The organism is Microbispora sp. H10836, assembly GCF_012999525.1.
In the GTDB taxonomy this organism is placed as follows: Bacteria; Actinomycetota; Actinomycetes; order Streptosporangiales; family Streptosporangiaceae; genus Microbispora.
Genome location: NZ_JABBWU010000004.1, coordinates 61025 through 81442, shown reverse-complemented (window position 1 = coordinate 81442; position 20418 = coordinate 61025). Strand labels below are relative to the sequence as shown.

Genomic DNA, 20418 nt, shown 5'->3' with positions numbered 1-20418 from the left:
CCCGATTCCTCCCCCACCTGAAAGCGGGGGTTTCCTCGGACGTTTCTCTCATGAACACGCCAGAAATCGGAGGGATCGCCGGGTGGGCGATGGAGCTCACCGAAAGCCTGGGCGCGCCGGGCGCGGGTGTCGCGATCGCCCTGGAGAACCTGTTCCCGCCGCTGCCCAGCGAGATCATCCTGCCGCTGGCGGGGTTCACCGCGTCGCGCGGGGACATGAGCCTGGTCGCCGCCCTCCTGTGGACGACGGTGGGCTCCGTCGTGGGCGCGCTCGCGCTGTACTGCGTGGGCGCCCTGCTCGGCCGGGAGCGCACGCTGGCCCTCGCGCGGCGCCTGCCGCTGGTCAAGACCGCCGACGTCGAGAAGGCGGAGGCGTGGTTCGTCCGGCACGGTGTGAAGGCGGTGTTCTTCGGGCGGATGATCCCGGTTGTCCGCAGCCTGATATCGGTCCCCGCCGGCGTGGAACGCATGCCGATCGGCACCTTCCTCCTGTTCACCACGCTCGGCAGCCTGATCTGGAACACCGTGTTCGTGCTGGCGGGTTACCTGCTCGGCGAGAACTGGCACCTCGTCGAGGAGTACACGGGCATCGTGTCCAAGGTCGTCGTGGCGGCCGTCGTGCTCGTCGTCGTCCGGTTCGTGGCCGTACGGCTGCGAGAACGGCGCGGCCAGCACCGCGACGTCCGCTGACCGGCCGCTACCCGCGCGGGCCGGCGCGCCGGCCAGGCACGAGACCCGGCCGGCGCGTCGCGGATCACCAGGCGGCCCGCGCTAACCCAGGTGCCGTGTGAAGAACCGCAGCGAGCTACCGGTCTCGAACTCGGGGATCTCCCCGTGCTTGCCGGGGTTGGCGTGCAGCGTCTTGTCGGCCGATCCCAGAGCGTCGAACAGCGCCAGGCCCCGGGCCCGGGGCACCTGGTCGTCGTCCCACTGGAGCAGGAACCGCACCGGGACGGTGACCCGGGCGGCCGCCTCGGCCAGCCCGTCCACGCCAAGCAGCCCCAGCACCGCCGCGCGGACCCGGGGTTCCGCGGCGACGAAGGGGAGGCCGAGCCCGCAGCCCATCGACACCCCCCAGTAGCCCACGGGGCCGGCGCCGACGACGTCGAGTTCCCTCGCCGCGGTCAGGACCGCCTGCCATTCCGGGACGGCCTGGCCGGCCAGGAACGTGTGCATGGCGGCGAGTCGCGGGGCGACGTCCCCACCCGCGACCATGCCGGCCCGCAGCTCGGCCACGACCCGGGCGAACTCCTCGGTCCTCGGCCGATCGCCGTGGCCCGGCGCGTCGACCGCGACGACCGCGAAACCGCCCTCGGTGACGAAGCGGCGCGCGCGGGCCACGATGCCCGGGGCCTTCTTGTGCTGCCCGCCGCCATGGCCCATCAGGATCAGGGGCCGAGCCCCGGCGGCGCCTTCCGGCGTCCACAGCACACCGGGGGTCTCGCCGAGGACGAACAGCTGTTCGGTGACGCCGTCCGACGACGTCTGGGAGATGAAGCGCAAAGCGTTCCACGCCTTTCGGGATGCCTTCTTCGGGCGCTCCCTAGACCATGCGACGGGGGGAGCCCCGACCTGTCACAGCGTTGATCGGTCTCACCTCCTCGGGTCGCAGCGGCGCACGGCGACGCCGAACGTATCACCGGACCGCGCGGAGCTCCCAGTGATTTCTCACCCGCCGGCATCGGCCGGCCCGCGTACGGCTCCGGCGGCTTCCTTGCCGAGGTGGTCAGCGTCCCTGGGCGAGGTCCGCGCGCCTGACCGCGGCGGCCACCGAGACCCAGGCCATGGCGACCAGCACGCCGACGCACAGGGTGAGGGAGCCGGCCCGGCCGCCGGACATGGCCCAGGCGTTGCCGAGCAGCAGGGCCAGGCCGCTGAGACGGGAGGCGACGGCGTGCCCGCCCCGCCCCGCGCGGGCGAAGTGGCGGCCGAGGACGAAGCAGGCCGCGATGAGCGCGGTGAAGGCCACCGACCCGGCCGCCATGTGCAGCATCGCGTGCCAGCTCATCCCGGCCGGGGCTCCCAGCGGGGTGCCCGCGGGGAAGCCGTCCCCCGGGTCCATGACGAAGACCCCGGCGGCCGCGAGTCCCGCGCCCTCGACGAGCAGCAGCCGGGGCGCCCAGGTCCCTCCGGGGGTGCCGCGCATGGCCCTGCGCAGTCCGATCGCCCCGGCGACCGTCAGGACGGCGGTGATCCAGAAGGTGCCGATCTGCAGCCAGCCGAGGTCGCCGGTGCTCAGCATGCTCAGCGGGTGACGGAGCAGGTCGAACCCCTCCCGCGTGAACGCCTGCGCCAGCGAGACGATCCCGAAGACGGGCGTGGTGAGCACGGCGCAGGTGAGCAGCGCACGCGTCGACCTCGTCGAGGCCGCCGCGCCGCGCCGCGCGACCGCCGTGTCGCCGTCGCCGCCGCGGGAATCCGTCCCCGCCGGCGCGGTGACGCCGCCGGTCACCCGCACCGCGCGACGACCGGCGGCGGTCGCGGCCCGGCCGGCGGTGGGCCGAGCGGCGGACTGAGCGGGGAGCTGGGCGTCGGGCTGAGCGGTGGGCTGCGTGGTGGGCTGCGTGGTGGGCTGGAGGGCGGGCTGAGCGGTGGGCTGCGTGGTGGTCATGGCCGTTCCCTTCGTCGGTGTTGGGTCTTCGCCGGTGTTGGCTCTTCGTCGGTGTTGGGTCTTCGCCGTCCCGGCTTCGGTGTCCCGGCCGGTACGTCGTCCGGCCTCGCTTACGCGTCGAACGGCCGCCGCGCGCTTCGACCACCTGTCACGTCCGCCCCCTGCTCTCCCCCGCCCACCTGCGGCGCGAGCCGGTGACGCGCATTCCCTGTCACATGCGCATTCCCTGTCACATCCCGACGAAGGCCCTGGCCAGGGCGTGCCAGGATCGGAGTCCGTCGATAACGGCCCCTCCCGTACGACGTGTAGGTGACGGCGGGAACCGGCGACCGGCTCCCGCCGGCCACAGAATCAGGAAGAAGGAGAACGACCGATGCGGTTTCTGATGACCACCAAGGGCACCGACCCGAACCCGGACGCGGCGATGATGGCCGAGATGGGCGCCTTCATCGAGGAGATGACCAGGGCCGGCGTGCTGCTGGCCACGGGCGGGCTGGAGCCGGGCGGCGTGCGGATGGTCTCCTCCGCAGGCGAGATCACCGTGACGGACGGCCCCTTCACCGAGGCCAAGGAGGCGATCGTCAGCTTCGCCCTGATCGAGGCTCGGTCCCGCGAGGAGGCCGTGGAACTGGCCCGCCGTTTCTGGCGGATCGTCGGCGACGGCGAGGGCACGGTCCAGCGGGTGTTCGGCCCCGAGGACGCTCCCGGCCCCGGCCCCCGCTGACGTACGCGCCGGGTTGCGCGGCGGGCGGGCCGGTGCTGTCATCGACCGATGACGTCCCTGGACGCCCATGCCGTCGTCGACGCGGTCTGGAAGATGGAGTCCGCGAGGATCGTCGCCGGCCTCGTCCGGATGGTCGGCGACGTCGGCCTGGCGGAGGAACTGGCCCAGGACGCGGTCCTCGCCGCACTGGAACAGTGGCCGGAGGCGGGCGTCCCGGACAACCCGGGCGCCTGGCTCATGGCCATCGCCAAGCGGCGCGCCGTCGACCACCTGCGCCGGGAGGAGCGGCGCGACCGCGGTCAGGAGCGGCTCGCCCACGATCTCGTCACCAGCGTGGACGACGGCGCCCGGGACGTGGACGACGTTCTGGGCGCGCTCGACGGGGAGGTCGGCGACGACGTCCTGCGGCTGATGTTCGTCTCCTGTCATCCGGTGCTGTCCACCGAGGCCCGGGTGGCGCTCACGCTGCGACTGATCGGCGGCCTGCGCACCGACGAGATCGCGCGGGCCTTTCTCGTCTCCGAGAGCGCCGTCGCCCAGCGGATCGTGCGGGCCAAGCGGGCGCTCGCCGACGCGCACGTCCCCTTCGAGGTTCCGTCGGGGCCGGAACGGGCGGCCCGGCTGTCGTCGGTGCTCGAAGTGATCTATCTGGTGTTCAACGAGGGATACTCGGCCACGGCGGGCGACGACCTGATGCGCCCGTCCCTCTGCCTGGAGGCGCTGCGCCTGGGCCGCGTCCTGGCCGAGCTGACCCCGGACGAGGCCGAGGTGCACGGCCTGGTCGCGCTGATGGAGTTGCAGCAGTCGCGCTCGGCCGCGCGCACCGGCCCGTCGGGAGAGCCCGTACCGCTGCACGAGCAGAGCCGCGGGCGCTGGGACCCGCTGCTCATCCGGCGCGGCTTCGCGGCGCTGCTGCGCGCCCGGGAGGCCGGCGGCCCCCTCGGCCCGTACGTGCTGCAGGCGGCCATCGCGGCCTGCCACGCACGGGCCGCCACGCCGGAGGAGACCGACTGGCCGCAGATCGCGGCGCTCTACGAGGCCCTCGTGAGGGTGCTGCCCACACCCGTCGTCCAGCTCAACCGCGCGGTCGCGCTCGCCATGGCCTACGGGCCGCGCGCCGGTCTCACGCTGGTGGAGACGCTGACCGGGGAACCGGCGCTGAAGGGGTATCACCTGCTGCCCGCCGTACGCGGGGACCTGCTGGCCCGGCTCGGACGGCACGGCGAGGCCCGGGCGGAGTTCGACCGCGCGGCGTCCCTCACCCGCAACGCCGCGGAACGGGCGGTGCTGCTGCGCCGCGCCGCGACCTGCGCCGAGGAGGCCGGACGCGCGAACACCGCGGAGGCCGTGAAGGCCACAAAGGCCGGGAAGGCCGGGAAGTCCGGCCCCTTGAACACCGCGGAGGCCGGGGAGGCCGGCCCCGCGGAGACCGCCGGTCAGCCGCCCAGGGCCGCCGGGCGGGCGGACTCCGGGAAGCGTGTCGCACCCGCCACTCCGGGCGGGCGAGCCGGAGGCCGGCGAGCGGCGGATGCGGGCGTCACGCTCGGCGCCGCCATGAGGCTCTTCCTCGCGCGTCCCGGCCTTAGCGCCGACACCGTCCGCTCCTACAACCAGACCCTGTCACGACTGTGCCGGCACCTCGGCGAGGACATCCCGCTGCGGGACATGACGTCCCACCTGGCCGCCGAGGTCTTCGACGCCGCCTGGGGCACGGCCGCGGGCGCGACCTGGAACCGCCACCGCGCGGCGCTGCGGTCGTTCGCCTCGTGGGCGGCCGAGCACGGCTGGGCCGCCGCCGGCCTCGCCGCCCCGCTCGACCGGCGGCCCGAACCCCGCGCCCGCACCCGTCCCATCGACCGGTCGCTGCTGCGGGTCCTGTGGGAGCGGCCGGAGATCCCGCTGCGCGAGCGCACGCTGTGGCTGCTGCTGTACGAAAGCGCGGCCCCGGCCGAATGGGCGCTCTCGCTCGACGTGGAGGACCTCGACCTGCCCGGCATGCGCGGCGAGGTGAGGACCAGGGGACACTGGCTGCGCTGGCAGTCCGGGACGGCGGCGCTCCTGCCCCTCCTCGTCGGGGACCGCCGCCGGGGACCGCTGTTCCTCGCCGACCGCAGACCCGGGCCGGGTCGCATGCCGGCGGTGGCCGACCTCTGCCCGCACACCGGCCGGGGCCGCCTGTCGTACGAACGGGCGGAGTACCTGTTCAAACGGGCCACCAGGGACCTCGACCCGGAAGGCGGCGGCTACACGCTCCACCGCCTGCGCCACTCGCGCCTGGCGCATCTCGGCGAGGACGGCTGGTCCGCGCCGATGCTGATGTCCCTGTCCGGCCACGCCAGCGCCCGGAGCCTGCACGGATTCGTCCGGGTCCCGCGACCTGCGGATACCGTTGCCTGAGTGGGGAGGAAAGCGGCATATCTCAAGGACGTCCTGCTGTGGGCGGTCCTCGGCGTGCCGGCGGTGTGGGCGGGCCTCACCCACACCCTGGCCGACAGCTACACCTGGCCGGAGGTGATCGCCGGGCTGGCGGCGATCGGCGCCGCCGTCGCGCTCGCCCGGCCCCGGCCGCTGGGGGCGATGCTCGTGACGGCCGCTCTGTGGGCGGGCTCGGTGGCCGTACGGGGCGACCCCACCGTCTTCTTCCTGGCCCTGGTGGTGATGAGCTACCTGGCCGGGGTGCGCATGGCCCGCACCCGGCCCGCCCTGCTCGGCCTGTCCGCCGCCGCTGTGATCGCCGCCGCCGTCGTCCCGCTCGTACGGTGGCTTCTCACGGCCCAGTGGGATCTGGGCGCGTGGTTCTTCTCCGTCACGGGGATCGCGCTGTTCGGCCTCGTCCCCTGGCTCGCGGGCCACGCCCGGCACCAGAGCCTGGCCCTGACCAGGGCGGGCTGGGAACGCGCCGGGCATCTGGAGCGCGAGCGGCGCATGCTCGCCGAGCAGGCGAGGCTGCGCGAGCGGGCCGCCATCGCGAGGGACATGCACGACCTGCTCGGTCACGACCTGAGCCTGGTCGCGCTGCGGATCGGCGCTCTGGAGGTCGCCGCCGGCCTGCCCGAGACGCACCGCCGGGCGGCGGGCGAGGCCCGCGAGGCGGTCACGGCCGCGGCGGAGCGTCTGCGCGACATCGTCGCCGTGCTCAGAGACGGCGACGGTCCCGGCCCGGCACACGCACACATCCCCCACGAGAGCACGGCGCAGGGAGACACGGCACGCGAGGACACGGCGTACGGGGACACGGCGTACGGGGACACGGCGTACGGGGACACGGCGCGCGGGGACACGGCGCGCGGGGACACGGCGCGCGGGGACACGGCGCGCGGGGACACGGCGCGCGGGGACACGGAACAGGGCGGCACGGAACAGGGCAACACGGGGCAGGGGGACGTCGCGCACGCGGGTCCGGCCGGGGAGAGCGTGGGCGAACTGGTCCGGCGCGCCTCCGCCGCCGGGATGCCCGTCACGCTCCATGGCGGGCGGGAGGAGGCGCGGATCCCCGCGCCCGCGCTCGTCACCGTGCGGCGGGTCGTCCGGGAGGGGCTCACCAACGCCGCCAAGCACGCGCCCGGCGCCCCGGTCACCGTACGGCTCGCGCAGGCACCGGGCGAGACCGTGGTGAGTGTGGTGACCACGGTGACCGTGGCGAACGAGGCCACGGGACGACCCCGGCCGGCCGTCTCGGGCGGATACGGGCTGCGCACGCTCGCGGAGCGGGTCCGTCTGCAGGGCGGATCCCTGCGGAGCGGCCGCGCCGACGGTGGATTCACTCTCACCGTCCGCCTGCCACACGACGTGTCCCGCCACGACGCCCCCTCGCGGACCGGCCTTCCCTCCGCCGCGCGTGCCGCCGCCGTGGATCTCTCCCCTCCCGGGGCGAGCGACACCGGGGGAACCGACCTCGCCGTTGCCGCGGACAGGCCCGCCGACGCGGGCCCGGGTGTGCCGGACGACCTGCCGGCGGGAGCGCGGCCTGTGGAGCTGGATCTGGCGCTGGCCCGGCGGCGGGTGCGCCGTACGCGGCTGGCCGCGGCGCTGGTCGCCCTGGCCGCGGCGGCCGGCGTGGTGGCGTTCGTGCTGGGGTTCACGGTCTACGACGCGGCCACCTCGGTCCTGCCGCCGGCCGAGTTCGCGAAGCTGCGGGCCGGCCAGGCAGAGTCCGAGGTCGCGGCGGTGCTGCCGGTCAGGACCCGGATCGACGACCCGTCCTGGCCCGAGCCGCCGATCCCGCCGGGCGCGCGGTGCCGCTACTACGGCACCAATCCCGATCCGTTCCGCGAGCTGGAGCTCTACCGGCTGTGCTTCGCCGGAGGCCGGCTGGTGAGCAAGGCGCACCTGCCCGCCTGAGCCGCGGCCGGAGGCTCCCCCACGGTTTGGTAGCAACGGTTCCGTAGCATCGGGTCGTGCACGTTATCCGGGTGGTCCTCGCCGACGACGAACCGGTGATCCGCGCCGGGGTCCGGGCGATCCTGGCGGCGGATCCGGGCGTCGACGTGGTCGCCGAGGCCGCCGACGGGCGTGAGCTGGTGGACGCCGTCCTGGCGCACCGGCCCGACGTCGCGCTGGTCGACATCCGGATGCCCGGCTTGGACGGGCTGGCCGCCGCGGCCGAGGTGCGCAGGACCGCCCCGGGCACCGCCGTACTGATCATGACGTCCTTCGGCGAGGACGCCTACGTCGCCCGGGCCCTGGGCGACGGCGCCGCGGGGTTCCTGCTGAAGACCGGGGACCCGCGCGAGTTCCCCCTCGGGGTCCGGGCGGCGGCCGAGGGCGGGGCGTACCTGTCGCCGCCGGTGGCCGCGCGGGTCATCCGGGGGCTCGCCGGGAACCGGCTGACGCGCTCGGCCGCGGCCCGCGAGCGCGTCGCGGCGCTGACGAACCGGGAGCGCGAGGTGCTCGCCCTGGTCGGTGAGGGCCTGTCGAACGCGGGCATCGCCGACCGGCTGCACCTCGCCGAGGGCAGCGTGAAGACCTACGTGAGCACGATCATGGCCAAGCTGGGCGTGCCCAACCGGGTGCGCGCGGCGGTCATCGCCCACGAGGCGGGGCTGACGGGCGAGTCGTAGCGAGCAGCGCCGTCAGCGCGGGCCGCCGCCGCATCGCACCGACCAGGGCGGTCACCGGGTTCCGCAGGGCCAGCAGGACCACCGGCGCCACCACCGCGCCGAGCAGCAGCCCCGCCACCACGTCGTGGGGGTAGTGGACGCCGACGAAGACCCGCGAGAAGGCCTCCAGCAGCGCGAGCACGGGCGCCGCCACCGCCGTGCCGCGCCACAGGGCGACCAGCGCGACGGCCCCCGCCGCGGCGAAGGTCGCGTGGTTGCTCGGCAGCGACCAGTCGCCGTACGGCGGGCAGGGCGCCACCGTGACCACGTCGGCCAGGTCCCAGCAGGGGCGCCGCAGCCGTAGCAGGCTCTTGACGCCCTCGCTCGCGAGGTACGCCACCACCACCGCGACCGGCGCGAGCAGCGCGAGCGCCATCCGGCGGTCGTCCCCCCGCCGCGCCCGCCACCAGCCGAAGACGAGGAGGGCGAAGAGGATCGCGGGGACGGCGTCCGTCGCGACCTCGGCCGCGTCGCGCACCCACTCCGGGGTGTTCCGGGCGAACGCCGTGACCTCCCGGTACCACTCGGCGCTGATGTCCGGGACGTCCTCGATCTCGGTGCCCACCGGTTCCCCTCCGTGCCGTGTTCCGCCGGTCCGTCCGGCCCCTCGAACCTAGGGACCGGACAGCACGGCGCGCACTCACGGAAAGTCGCCGGTGACCCTTCACTTTCGTCAATGGTCCGCCGGCACGGTCTCCTTCTTCCGTACCCCGGCCGGGACGGCCGCCTCCCGGCGGGTGAACCGCGCGTACACCAGAGCGGCGCCGCCGACCAGCAGCGGCCAGACGAGGTAGACCCCCGACGCGGCGACCAGCAGGGCGACCGCCACGAGCGCGAGCAGGGCGGCGGCCCTGGCCCGGCCGCGCGGCAGCAGCCGGATGGCGGCCGCCACGCCGATCGCGTAGACCACCACGAACGACCCGTTGGTCATCAGCACCAGGGGACGGATGCCCGTCCCCGCCGCGTACACGACGGCGAGCGACAGGAAGGACAGCACGGCGACGACTCCGAGGCTGCGCCGGGGCACCTCCCCGGCGACGCTGCCGCGGGAGAGCCACGCGGGCAGGGCCCCGTCGCGGCCGAGGGCCGCGCCGAGCTTCGCCGCCCCGGCCCAGTACGCGTTCATCGCGCCGAGCGTCAGCAGCAGCGCGGCCACGGCGGCGAGCAGCCGGGCGTTGCCGCCGAGGCCGAGGGCCAGCAGGTCGCCGAGGGGCGCCCGCGCCGCTCCGGCGGCCGGCCCGAGGACGGCGACGGTGGCGAAGGCGACCGACAGGTACAGCACGCCGACCAGCACGACGGCGGCCGCGGCGGCCCTGGGCAGGTCCCTGGCGGGCCTGCGGAAGTCGGCGGCGAGGTGCGTGATCGCCTCCCAGCCGGCGAAGCTCCACACCAGCAGGGCCGCCGCCGGGGCGATGGCCGCCCAGCCGTTCGGGGCGAACGGCCGGAGGTTGGCCACATCGGCGTGCGGGAGCGACAGCGCGACGGCGACGACGAGCAGCGCGACGAGCAGCCCGGCCAGCCCGAGCTGGACCCGGCCGGTCACCCGGAGGCCGGAGGCGTTCGACACGGTCACGACCGCCATCAGCCCCGCCGCCGTCAGCGTCGCGGTGCCGGTTCCGCCGCCCACCGCCGCCGCGACGTACTCGCCGCCGAACAGCGCCGCGGCGGCGGCGCTGGGCGGTATCGCGAAGTAGAAGCACCAGCCGACGACGACGGCGGCCCGGTCCCCGAAGGCGAGGCGGGCGTAGGTCGACACGCCCCCGGAGTCGGGGTGGCGGGCGCCGAGCGCGGCGAACGCCGCGGCCAGCGGGGCGGACAGCACGACCAGGCCGAGCCAGGCCAGCAGCGACGCCGGCCCGGCCGCCTGGGCCGCGAGCGCGGGCAGGGCGATGACGCCCGTGCCGAGCACCGCGCCGACGTACATGGCGGTGCCCTGCGCCGCCGTGAGGCGGCCCGCCGGGGCGGCACCAGGCGTGACGGCACCAGGCGGGGCGGCACGGGTGACGGCAGGGGTGACGCCGGATGTGACGCTCGTCCGAGCCATTCGCGTACACCTTCCAGTCGGGGGAGTCGTGACCGGTCAAGGGAGTCGTGGCCGGTCAGGGAGACGGCCGGCCGGATGATCCGGACCGGCCCAAGGCACAGGCAGCGGGGAACACGGGCGGCAGGGAGCACGGGCAGCGGGGAACACGGGCAGCAAGGGAGCACGGGCGGCAGGCGGCGCGGGCGGCAGGGACGCGCGGACCGGCCGGACGGATGCCGGCCGGCGTCGCGCTTCGCGGGACACCACGGGCCGGCCGGGGTGACCGGCCGGCCGGGGTCGCCGTGCCCCTCTCAGCCGCCCGTCTCAGCCTGAGGTGCTGAACTCGAGGCTGGCGGGCAGGTCCGACCGCCGGGTGACGTTGAGCTTGCGGTAGATCCTGGTCAGGTGCTGCTCGACCGTGCTGACCGTGATGTACAGCTTGTCGGCGATCTCGCGGTTGGTGTAGCCGACGGCGGCGAGCGAGGCCACGCGGCGCTCGGCCTCGCTCAGCGCCCCCGAGCCGCTCTCGGTCCTGGGCGGCTCGGCCGGCTGCCCGGGACCGCCCTGGGTGAGCGCGTTGACCAGCGGGACGGCCTCGCACTCCTCCGCGATCCGCTGCGCCTGCCTGGCGACCGTACGGGCGCGCCGCAGCTCCCCCACCGCCTGGTAGGCGTCGGCCAGGTCCACCAGGGCCCGGGCCAGCTCGTACTGGTCACCGCTCGCCTGCAGCATGTCGGCGGCGCGGCGCAGCAGCGGGGGACGCTGCCGTGGCTCGCTCGCGGCGGCCGTCAGTCGCAGCCCGATCCCCCGGGCGCGGACCGGGCCGGGGGCGCAGCGGGTCACGTGCTCGTCCAGCAGCGGCCGGGCCCGCTCCGGGCGGCCCATGCCGATCAGCGCCTCGGCCGCGCCCGTCCGCCACGAGATCAGCCCCGGCGCGTCGAGGCTCCAGGAGCCCATCAGCTCGCCGCAGGTCTGGAAGTCGCGCAGGGCCATGCCGAGGTCGCCCGTCGCCAGGTGGTAGCGGCCCCGCGCGTTCAGGTAGTGCAGGCCGTACCTGGTCTGGAGCATGGCCTCGGGCACGGGCTGGTTGACCAGCTGCACGGCCTCGTCGAGCCGGCCCATCGCGGTCACCGTCGTCAGCAGCACCGACAGCGGCCCGCCGATCGCGACCCCCCAGCTCGTGGGCGGGATGAGCCGCACGGCCATCTGGGCGAGGCCCTCGGCGCCCTCCAGGTCGCCCTGCCGCAGGCTGATCTCGGCGCGCAGCGCCGCGAGGCGGGCCTGCCTGCTCGGGGCCCGGCGGCTGGCGGCCTCCTCGAAGAACAGGTCGCACCAGGGCGCCGCGAGGTCGGGCCGCTCGCCGTAGATGAGCGCGAGCAGGGCGCACTCGACGGCGTCCATCGACATGTCGTCCAGGCGGGAGCCGCGCAGGATGCGTTCCACGTCGGCCAGCGTCTGCGGGTGCGGGCCCTTGGTCAGCACCGCCGCGAGCGCGGTGGCGGCCTCCAGCCGGCCGATGACCGGCGCGGACGGCGGCGCCTGAGTGCTCACGTCGGTGACCCTCGGGATGTGCGCCAGGAACGGCGTATAGGAGCAGCGCAGCCACGGCCGGGCGGCGCGGATCTCGGCCACGGTCTCCGCGTCCATGATCGTGCCGATCCTGCCCAGGTGGTCGAGCACGTCGCGGGCGTCGTCGAAGCGGCCGTGCCACAGCAGTGCCTTGGCCAGCACGACCGCGTCGGAGCCGCGCAGGTGTCCGCGGTGCATGGCGTCGGTGAGCTCGTCGAGGTGGGCCGCGGGGGCGCTCGGGTTGAGCCGCCACTCCGCGCGCACCAGCGTCGTCTTGATGGTGGCCCGGCGCTGGTCGTCGGTGCACGCGCCGTCGGCCAGCCGCAGGTAGTCGACGGCGGGCTCGACCCGTCCCTCGCTGAGCGCCTGCCGGGCCGCCTCCTCCAGGATCGGCACGGCCCACGGGCCCCCGTTGTGCGAGGCGGCCAGCAGGTGCTCGGCGATCACGGCGGCCGGGGCGCCCTGGCCGTACGCCAGTTCGGCGGCCCTGCGGTGCAGGTCCGTCCGCTCGTGCCGGTCGAGGTCGGCGAGCACGGCGGCGCGCGCCTGGGGGTGGCGCAGGTGCAGGTCGGCGCCGACCAGCCCGGCGTTGTGCAGCGCGTTGAGCGCCTGGACGACGACGCCGGCGTCGAGGTCGAGCAGCCGGTCGAGGTGGCCGGGGTCGCCGGCGACCGCCAGGCCCCGCGCGACGCGGGCCGCGAGCGGGTGCCCGCGGTGCAGGCACGACTGCACCGCCTGGCGGTAGGCGTCGCCCGCGGCGATCTCGTCCGGCTCCGCCGCCGGTTCGCTTTCCGCCGGGGCGCCCGCGGCGTCGGCCGCCGCGAGGTGGTCCTCGATGAGCGCGCCCACGAGCAGCGGGTTGCCGCCGCTGACCACGTGCCAGTCCGCGGCGAACCGCCGGGCGGTGTCGTCGCCCACGATGTCGGCCGCCATGATCTCGACGCCCTCGCGGGACAGTGCCGACAGCGGCAGGCGGCGGCAGTGCGGCTGGCGCAGCAGCTCGGTCTGGAACAGCGACGGGGCGTTCCACGCCTCCTCCGACTGGCTGAAGATCGCCAGGATGTGGGCGAAGCGCAGCCTGCGGGCGAGGTAGGCCAGGCAGAGCTGCGAGGCGCGGTCGGCGTGCTGGATGTCGTCCACCACGATCATCAGCGGGTGCCGCTCGGCCAGTTCGAGCAGCACCATGCACAGGGCGTGCACGATGTGGGCGTCCACCTGGTCGACGTAGTCGGCCAGCGGGTCGGCCGACATGGCGCAGCGGGCGCCCTCGTGCAGCAGGTTGCGGGTCCGCTCCTCCTCCTCGGGTGTGAGCGGCGCGTTGTGCAGGATCTGCGACAGCACGGCCAGCGCCAGCCCCGACTCCGCCTGCGAGCAGGTGGCGGTCAGCGGCAGCGCGCCGTGCTCCAGCGCGTCCTCGACGAGCGTGTTGAGCAGTGCGGTCTTGCCCGTCGCGACGGGCCCTCCGACGATCGCGATCTTTCCTCTGCCGGTGACGGCGTCGGCCAGCATGTCCTCAAGGGAGGCCAACACCTCTTCCCGCTCCACCAGGGCCATAATGAGCCTCCCGAATTCCGTTCGATACGCGGCCGCGCGGCCGGATTCACAATTGCCGTGACTTTCGGTAAAGGTCGTGAGTTGAGTGACGTTCAGCCGACCAGCGACATTCGCGGGGAAACGGCGTCGCCGGCCCGCTCCTGCGCTCCGTCCGCGTTCGTTTCGCCCGAGCGGGCCAGCGCCGAGCGGACGGCCGCGAACGACGCGGCGACCACGTCGCGGTCGAGGCCCACGCCCCAGACCTGCCGCCCGTCGATCACGCACTCGGCGTAGACCGCCACCTCCCGGTCCCCCGCGCCGCCGGCGGCCTCGACGCCGGTGCGGTGGACCATCTGCACGTCCACGTTCCAGACCGCCAGACGGGCGCCGAGGGTGCGGATGGCGTCGGCCTGCGAACCCGCGACGTCGAAGCGGGCGCCGTCGACGTACAACGTGGTCTGCAGCGGCCGGCCGCCGAGCCCGAGGGGGACGGTGATCTCGGTCCGCGACAGGTACTCCTCGTCGAACAGGCCGCGGACGACCGCCGGGGTGATCTCCCCGCCGGAGCCGTCCGCGTGGGCCTGCACGACGCGGGCGAACTCCGCCTGCAGGGCCTTGGGCAGGTTCAGCCCGTGCCAGGCGCTCAGGATGTAGGCCACGCCGCCCTTGCCCGACTGGCTGTTGATGCGCACCACCGCCTCGTACGTGCGGCCGACGTCCTTGGGGTCGAGCGGCAGGTACGGCATGCGCCACGGCAGGTCGTCCACGCTGACGTCCGCCTCGGCGGCCTCCACGGCCAGGGCGTCGAAACCCTTCTTGATGGCGTCCTGGTGGGAGCCGGAGAAGGCGGTGTAGACGAGGTCGCCGCCGTACGGGTGGCGGGGGCTGACCTGCATCTCGTTGCAGTACTCGACGGTGCGGCGGATCTCGGTGATGTCGGAGAAGTCGATGCCGGGGTCGACGCCCTGGGTGTACATGTTCAGGCCGAGCGTGACCAGGCAGACGTTGCCGGCCCGCTCGCCGTTGCCGAACAGGCAGCCCTCGATCCGCTGGGCGCCGGCCAGCAGCGCCAGCTCGGAGGCGGCCACGCCGGTGCCGCGGTCGTTGTGCGGGTGGATCGACAGGCAGACGTGCTCCCGGTGGGACAGGTTGCGGTCGAGCCACTCGATCTGGTCGGCGAAGACGTGCGGGAGCGACCGCTCCACCGTGGTCGGGAAGTTGAGGATGATCTCCCGGCCCTCCTCCGGCTGCCACACGTCCATGACCGCCTCGCAGACCTCAAGCGCGAACTCGGGCTCGGTCTCGTTGAACAGCTCGGGCGAATACTGGAACCCGAGGTCGCAGTCGCCCAGGGTCGCCTCGGCGTACTTCATCATCAGCCGGGTGCCCTCGACGGCGAGGTCCCGGCACTCGTCGCGGGTCATGCCGAAGACGACCCGGCGGAAGAGCGGGGCGGTCGCGTTGTAGAGGTGGATGTTGGCCCGGGGCGCGCCGGCCAGGCTCTCCACGGTCCGCCGGATCAGCTCGTCCCGGGCCTGCACGAGAACCGAGATCCGCACGTCGTCGGGGATCCGGTCCTCCTCGATGAGCATGCGCACGAAGTCGTGGTCGTCCTGGCTCGCCACCGGGAACCCGACCTCGATCTCCTTGTAGCCCATCCGTACGAGCAGGTCGAACATCGCGAGCTTGCGCTCCGGGCTCATCGGGTTGACCAGTGACTGGTTGCCGTCGCGCAGGTCGGTGGACAGCCATCGCGGTGCGGCCTCGATCGTCCGGTCCGGCCAGCGCCGGTCCGCCAGGCGGACGGGGGTGAAGGCCGAGTAACGGGAAGGAGAGCTGCTCATGAGGAATTCCTTTCTCATCGGCGACCATGTCACCGAATTCGCGACCGACCGTTTTCCGAGAAGCTGTCCGCGAATCGCGCCGACTCCCTTCCGGAAGGCCGCCGAAATTCCTGGTGATTCGCTGACCGGTACGTCGCCGAAGCTACAAGCGCGCTGGTCAAGGGGCAAGAGACAAGCAACTAGAGTGCGGCCGGGATCACCCGGACGATCGGTAGGGGTATCGAAAGTTGTAGATCCGGTACAACCTCCCGGGCGACCCCCTTAACGACCCCCTGAATCGGACACATACTCCGGATCATGTCGATCAACAGAGCGGTATTCCCGGCTATTTCGATTTCGCCTTTCCGAATCCTCGGAATGTGCGTGACCGAGGCGCGCCCGTCCGTTCTCGCCATCTTCTTCCTGCGGTTCGCCGCGGGAGCGGCCCTGGACGCCGGCCTCGCCCCCGCCGACCCGTTCCGCCTGGTGGCGGGGGCCCTGGTGTGGCAGTGCGCGATCTTCTTCGTCTACCTCTTCAACGGGGTGACGGACATGCGGGAGGACCGCGTGAACGGCTCACACCGGCCCATCGCCCGAGGCGACCTCGACGCCGGCCTGGCCCTGATCGTCGCCTGGACCGCCGCCGCGGCCGCCCTGCTCGGCGCGCTGCTGCTCGGCGGAGCGATGGTCTGGCTGGTCACGGCGGTGCTCGTGCTGGGTTACCTCTACTCGGCGCCGCCCTTCCCGCTGAAGAGGTGGTCGAGCGCCACCGTCGTGGTCGGCGGCGTGGCCGGCCTGCTCTCCTACTGCGCGGGTTACACCTCCTGCGGGACCGGCCCCACCGGGCGCGAGGCGATCGCGCTGCCCGCGTTCGCCCTCGCGGCCTCGCTGTGGATGGGCCTGGTCGGCACGCCGGCGAAGGACCTGCCCGACATCGCGGGCGACCGCTCCGCCGGGCGCGCCTCGTTCGCGGTGAGCCACGGAGAATGGCCGGTCAGGCTGCTGCTGTCGGCCGTCGCCGCCTCCGTCGCGATCGCTTTCTGCGCGGTCGCGCTGCTATTGCGGGTGCCGCTCGGCATGGCGCCGGCCGCGATGCTCGCCGGTGCCACGCTGCTCGCCGTCGTCACCCTTACTCCGCTTTCCCGGGGGTCCCGGGTGCGCCGCCGCCTGCCCTACCGGGCGTTCATGACGACGCAATACGCTGTGCATTTGGCTGTTCTTCTCCCGCTGGTGTCACAATTCTTATTGTCTGGGCGTGCGGCTTAGTCCAGGATGGAGGCACTCGTCCGCTTCCTCTCGGAGGGTCCATTGGCGGGAGATGGAGAGCTGGGACCGCAGGTCCCGGACTTCGAGGCTTTCCTCGAAGCGCATCGCTCCGAGATTCTGGAAGCGTACGCACGGAACCTGGCGGCACTGGACAGCCCGATCAGCCGCGACCCGACCGCCCTGCGGCAGGCGCTGGCGAACGCCGAGCAGATCCTCGACGACGTCGCGGAGACGCTGCGGTCCGGCAGCATCAGGGTGGGCGACTCCCACAAGATCATCGCCTGGGAGGTGGGGGCGACCAGGGCGGCGAGCGGGGTCCACCCGGACGAGTCGCTCCGCGCGGCGTCGGTGTGGTTCCAGGCGGTCGTGACCTGCCTGCTGGAGCGCATGCCCGGGGACGCCGAGTCGATGCGGCTGCTCACGCTGGTCGTGCTGGGGCTGGAGCGCAGCATCACGACACGGATCAGGGAGTCCTCGGCCAGCTACTCGAGTTTCCTGCTGGACAAGGTCCACGAGGCCCAGGTCGAGGAGCGCCGCCGGATCGCCCGCGAACTGCACGACCGGCTCGGGCACGGCCTCAGCGTCGCCCACCGGCAACTTGAGCTGTACGACCTGCACCGGGCGAACAAGCCCGCGACGGCGACCGCCAAGGTGGAGACCGCCCAGCAGGCCATCCTGGAGACGATGCAGAACCTGCGCGCGGTCACCAGCGAGCTGCACCCACAGGAGCCGCTGAACAGCCTGGAGAAGGCCCTGCTGTACTACCTCGAGACCGTGGACATGGACGAGGTGGACATCCGGCTGCGGGTCAGCGGGGACGAGACGTGGGCCTCTCCGACCGTCCGCGACGAGTCCTTCCTCATCCTGCGTGAGGCGGCCAGGAACGCGCTCAGCCACGGCAACCCCAGCAAGGTGCTGATCCGGGTCGACTTCGCCCCGCACGAGCTGCGCGCGTCCGTGGACGACGACGGCCTGGGCTTCACGGAAGGAGGAGGCGGCCGGTCGGATGGCGTGGGCCTGCTGTCGATGCAGGAACGCGCCGCGATCATCGGCGGGACGACCACCATCACGAGCAGGCCGGGTCACGGCACGCACGTCGAACTGTACGTGCCCTTCTCAGGGCTCACCGCATGACCCGATCGGGGACAACATGATCACTATCGCCGTCATCGACGACCACGCGCTGTTCCGTGAGGGCCTGCGCGAGATCCTGGAGGCCCAGGATGACTTCGAGGTCGTCGGCGAGGCGGGCGACTCCGACGGGGCCGTGGCCCTGGTCGAGCGGGAGCGGCCCGACGTGGTCCTCCTGGACGTCGAGATCCCCGGCGACGACGCCACCCAGACCGTGGCCCGCATGCGTCAGATCTCGCCCGAGTCGCAGATCATCATCCTCAGCATGTACGACGGCCCCCAACTGCTCAGCCGCCTGCTGGCGGCGGGCATCCGCGGCTATCTGCTCAAGAGCGTGCACCGCCAGGAGCTGATCTCGGCCGTCAGGAGCGTCAGGGCCGAGCCCGACCGGCTCGTGCTCGCCGTCTCGCGGGACTCGTTCGCCCAGGTGCAGGGGGGCGGGTCGAAGGTGGTGCTGACCGACAGAGAGCGGGAGATCCTCGAGCTGGCCGCCCAGGCGCTGAGCAACTACCAGATCGCCACCCGGCTCACGCTCACCGAGGCGACGATCAAGCGGCACCTGCACAACATCTTCACCAAGCTCGGCGCCGTCTCCCGGATCGACGCGGTCAACAAGGCACTGGCCGCCTCGCTCATCACGCCGCGCCGCGACCAGCCGGCGCCCCGGCCCCGCCCCAACCCCGGCCTGCGGGGGCAGCGGTCGGTCCCCTGACCCGCGGGCGCCGGAGATCCTCAGTCGTCATGCAGGGGAAACGTCCCGGCGAGGCGGGCCTTGACCGGCTCGGGCAGCAGGATGCCGGTCGCGGTGAGGTTCATCTCCAGATGGACCAGGTCACGCGTGCTCGGCACCGGCACGATGTCGTCGCCCTGCGCCAGCAGCCAGGCGATGGCCAGCCGGCCCATACCGATGTCCATATCGGCCGCCACCCGCTGGGCTTCGCGCAGCCGCAGAAGCTCGGTCTCCAGGCTCTCCGGTGAGAAGCGCGGGTCGCGGCGGCGCACGTCTCCCGCGGCGAGCTGGACCGGCGAGGTGATCCTGCCGGTCAGGAAGCCCCTGCCGAGCGGCCTGCCGGCGATGACGCCCATCCCCAGCTCGCGCGCCGCCGGCAGCAGCTCACGCTCCGCCCGGCGCCGCCACAGGGAGTACTCCACCGCGACCGCGGCGACGGGCCGCGCCGCGTGCGCGCGCCGCAACCGCTTTCCGTCCAGCCCGCGGACGCCGATGTGCGCGATCTTCCCGGCGTCCTGGAGACGGCCGGCGGCCCCCATCGTCTCCTCGATCGGCGCGTCCCCGGCGCCGGGGTCCACCACGAACAGGTCGACCCGCTCGACGCCCAGGCGGGACAGCGAGGCGTCGCAGGCCCTGTCGAGGTCCTCGGGGCGGAAGACGCAGCCGCTCGGTCCCGAACCGGGGCCGGCCGCGATCAGGGCCTCGTCACGCCGGTGGGCGACGGCCTTGCCCACCAGGCGCTCGGCCTCGCCGCCGCCGTCGGTCAGGTCGATCAGCGACACGCCGCCGTCGAGCGCGCGCCGGACGACCCGCATCGCCTCGTCGGGGTCGGCAGCGCCGTAGGCGCCGGTCAGCGCGGTGCAGCCGAGCCCGAGGCTCGTGGCGACGAGTCCCTGCCCGCCCAGGCTCACGCGCCGCATGACGCCGCCCGCGACCGGCGTGGCCGTGACCGCTTGAAGGGCTTCGATATCGCTTCGTCATTCACGTGGACACCGCTGGAAGTAATGGAGGTATGAGAAACGCGAGGATGCACCCGATACCTCTCGGATTGCACGAGGCGGATTTTCCACCCCTATTTTTCCCCACTGCTACGACCGTTCGTGCTACAAATCCGGCAAATCATCGGCCAGATATGGCGGAATTCCGGCCACGGAACCGCCGAACACGACGAAGCGGCTGGCGAGGTGGCCCGAGTGGGGGTTGCGGGCGCCGTGCCGGACGCCCGGCGGCGCGAAGACGGCGTCGCCGGGCCCCAGGTCCACCCACCGGTCGTGCAGGTAGAACTGCCCCTCACCCTCGAAGACGAAGTACACCGCCTCGTTCTCCTCGTGCGGGCGCACGCCGAGCGTCTCTCCCGGCTGCATGATGCCGCAGCGCAGGCAGAGCCCCGCACGGCCGGCCCCCGGCCGGAACAGGACGTTCGCGGCAGGCGGGGTCAGCCAGGTCTCGCCGTTCCACAGCGAGCGGAACCGGGCCGGGCCGGTGCCGGGCCGGACGCTGCCTGCCGGGCCGCCCTCGGACGGCACGGCGCTCCAGACGTAGACGGTCATCTCCCGGTCGCCGGCCGACAGGGAGTACGTACTGCCGGCGGGCGAGTACAGCGCCGAGGCGGCGCGCATCCGGCTGATCTCGTAGCCGACGGTGCCGACGCCCGCGCCGGCCAGCACGACCGCGATCTGCTCGGCCGCCGCCGCGCCGGGCGGTGACCACTGGCGGCCCGCGGGGATGCGGACCGCCTCGACGGCGGCGTGCCGCGCGCCGACGTGCGGGCCGGTCACCGGGCTCACGAAGCAGTCGCCGTGGCGCCGATACTCCAGCTCCGCCGCCCGCAGCACCGCGCCGGTCTCGTGCCTCGTGCCGGTCTCATGCCTGGTGCCGGTCTCTACTCTGGTCAGGTTCATCGGGCTCTC

General features: G+C 73.7%; 16 protein-coding genes and 1 pseudogene. 9 read left to right on the top strand and 8 right to left on the bottom strand.

Features of this window, described 5'->3' with window-relative positions; all coding sequences use genetic code 11:
* The first annotated feature begins 50 nt into the window (after nucleotides 1-50).
* A complete protein-coding gene (locus HHX30_RS09910; RefSeq protein WP_169981600.1) occupies nucleotides 51-689 on the top strand; it encodes a DedA family protein in 639 nt (212 codons plus the stop codon).
* Between the two features lie 81 nt (nucleotides 690-770).
* On the opposite strand, the gene HHX30_RS09905 is transcribed toward HHX30_RS09910, so the two are convergent.
* Together HHX30_RS09905 and HHX30_RS09900 are read right to left on the bottom strand one after the other, a co-directional pair.
* Nucleotides 771-1502, bottom strand: coding sequence for a dienelactone hydrolase family protein (locus HHX30_RS09905; protein WP_169981599.1), 732 nt, complete (start codon nucleotides 1500-1502; stop codon nucleotides 771-773).
* 223 nt (nucleotides 1503-1725) lie between these two features.
* Nucleotides 1726-2610, bottom strand: a complete 885-nt coding sequence (locus HHX30_RS09900; protein WP_169981598.1) for a DUF998 domain-containing protein — start codon at nucleotides 2608-2610, stop codon at nucleotides 1726-1728.
* 373 nt (nucleotides 2611-2983) lie between these two features.
* On the opposite strand from HHX30_RS09900, the gene HHX30_RS09895 reads away from it, so the two are divergent.
* The 5 genes and pseudogenes from HHX30_RS09895 to HHX30_RS09875 all read left to right on the top strand — a co-directional run bounded on the left by HHX30_RS09895 (nucleotide 2984) and on the right by HHX30_RS09875 (nucleotide 8394).
* On the top strand, nucleotides 2984-3334 hold the full coding sequence (locus HHX30_RS09895; protein WP_169981597.1) for a YciI family protein: 351 nt from the start codon (nucleotides 2984-2986) through the stop codon (nucleotides 3332-3334).
* Between the two features lie 48 nt (nucleotides 3335-3382).
* Nucleotides 3383-4651, top strand: a pseudogene (locus HHX30_RS43695) (RNA polymerase sigma factor); the annotation flags it as partial.
* Between the two features lie 237 nt (nucleotides 4652-4888).
* Entirely contained in the window at nucleotides 4889-5731 is an 843-nt protein-coding gene (locus HHX30_RS43690) for a site-specific integrase (protein WP_169981855.1), read from the top strand.
* A complete protein-coding gene (locus tag HHX30_RS09880) occupies nucleotides 5732-7675 on the top strand; it encodes a histidine kinase (RefSeq protein WP_169981596.1) in 1944 nt (647 codons plus the stop codon). It abuts the gene before it with no gap.
* A gap of 56 nt (nucleotides 7676-7731) precedes the next feature.
* Nucleotides 7732-8394, top strand: a complete 663-nt coding sequence (locus tag HHX30_RS09875; RefSeq protein WP_169981595.1) for a response regulator transcription factor — start codon at nucleotides 7732-7734, stop codon at nucleotides 8392-8394.
* Here HHX30_RS09875 and HHX30_RS09870 read toward each other — a convergent pair.
* The 4 genes from HHX30_RS09870 to leuA form a co-directional block, all read right to left on the bottom strand.
* Nucleotides 8357-8998: a phosphatase PAP2 family protein gene (locus tag HHX30_RS09870; protein ID WP_169981594.1), complete on the bottom strand. Its 642-nt coding sequence runs from the start codon at nucleotides 8996-8998 to the stop codon at nucleotides 8357-8359. The two genes, HHX30_RS09875 and HHX30_RS09870, sit on opposite strands and share 38 nt — an antisense overlap.
* A 108-nt stretch (nucleotides 8999-9106) precedes the next feature.
* On the bottom strand, nucleotides 9107-10477 hold the full coding sequence (locus HHX30_RS09865; protein ID WP_169981593.1) for an APC family permease: 1371 nt from the start codon (nucleotides 10475-10477) through the stop codon (nucleotides 9107-9109).
* 303 nt (nucleotides 10478-10780) lie between these two features.
* Entirely contained in the window at nucleotides 10781-13579 is a 2799-nt protein-coding gene (locus HHX30_RS09860; RefSeq protein WP_169981592.1) for a LuxR family transcriptional regulator, read from the bottom strand.
* A 92-nt stretch (nucleotides 13580-13671) separates the two neighbouring features.
* Complete coding sequence (gene leuA / locus HHX30_RS09855) at nucleotides 13672-15402, bottom strand: 2-isopropylmalate synthase (protein ID WP_169981591.1); 1731 nt, start codon at nucleotides 15400-15402, stop codon at nucleotides 13672-13674.
* Between the two features lie 363 nt (nucleotides 15403-15765).
* Between leuA and HHX30_RS09850 the strand changes: the two genes are divergently transcribed.
* From HHX30_RS09850 to HHX30_RS09840, 3 genes are read left to right on the top strand one after another with little or no spacing between them, the layout of a single operon-like run.
* Nucleotides 15766-16647, top strand: coding sequence for a UbiA family prenyltransferase (locus HHX30_RS09850; protein ID WP_169981590.1), 882 nt, complete (start codon nucleotides 15766-15768; stop codon nucleotides 16645-16647).
* A 42-nt stretch (nucleotides 16648-16689) separates the two neighbouring features.
* Nucleotides 16690-17781 carry a sensor histidine kinase gene (locus HHX30_RS09845; protein WP_169981589.1) on the top strand — a complete coding sequence of 364 codons (1092 nt, stop codon included), beginning with the start codon at nucleotides 16690-16692 and terminating at the stop codon, nucleotides 17779-17781.
* A 16-nt stretch (nucleotides 17782-17797) separates the two neighbouring features.
* A complete protein-coding gene (locus HHX30_RS09840; protein ID WP_169981588.1) occupies nucleotides 17798-18490 on the top strand; it encodes a response regulator transcription factor in 693 nt (230 codons plus the stop codon).
* Nucleotides 18491-18510: 20 nt separating this feature from the next.
* On the opposite strand, the gene HHX30_RS09835 is transcribed toward HHX30_RS09840, so the two are convergent.
* Both HHX30_RS09835 and HHX30_RS40555 read right to left on the bottom strand, forming a co-directional pair.
* Entirely contained in the window at nucleotides 18511-19428 is a 918-nt protein-coding gene (locus HHX30_RS09835; protein WP_169981587.1) for an aldo/keto reductase, read from the bottom strand.
* 183 nt (nucleotides 19429-19611) lie between these two features.
* Nucleotides 19612-20409: a cupin domain-containing protein gene (locus HHX30_RS40555; RefSeq protein ID WP_211591832.1), complete on the bottom strand. Its 798-nt coding sequence runs from the start codon at nucleotides 20407-20409 to the stop codon at nucleotides 19612-19614.
* Between the last annotated feature and the right edge of the window lie 9 nt (nucleotides 20410-20418).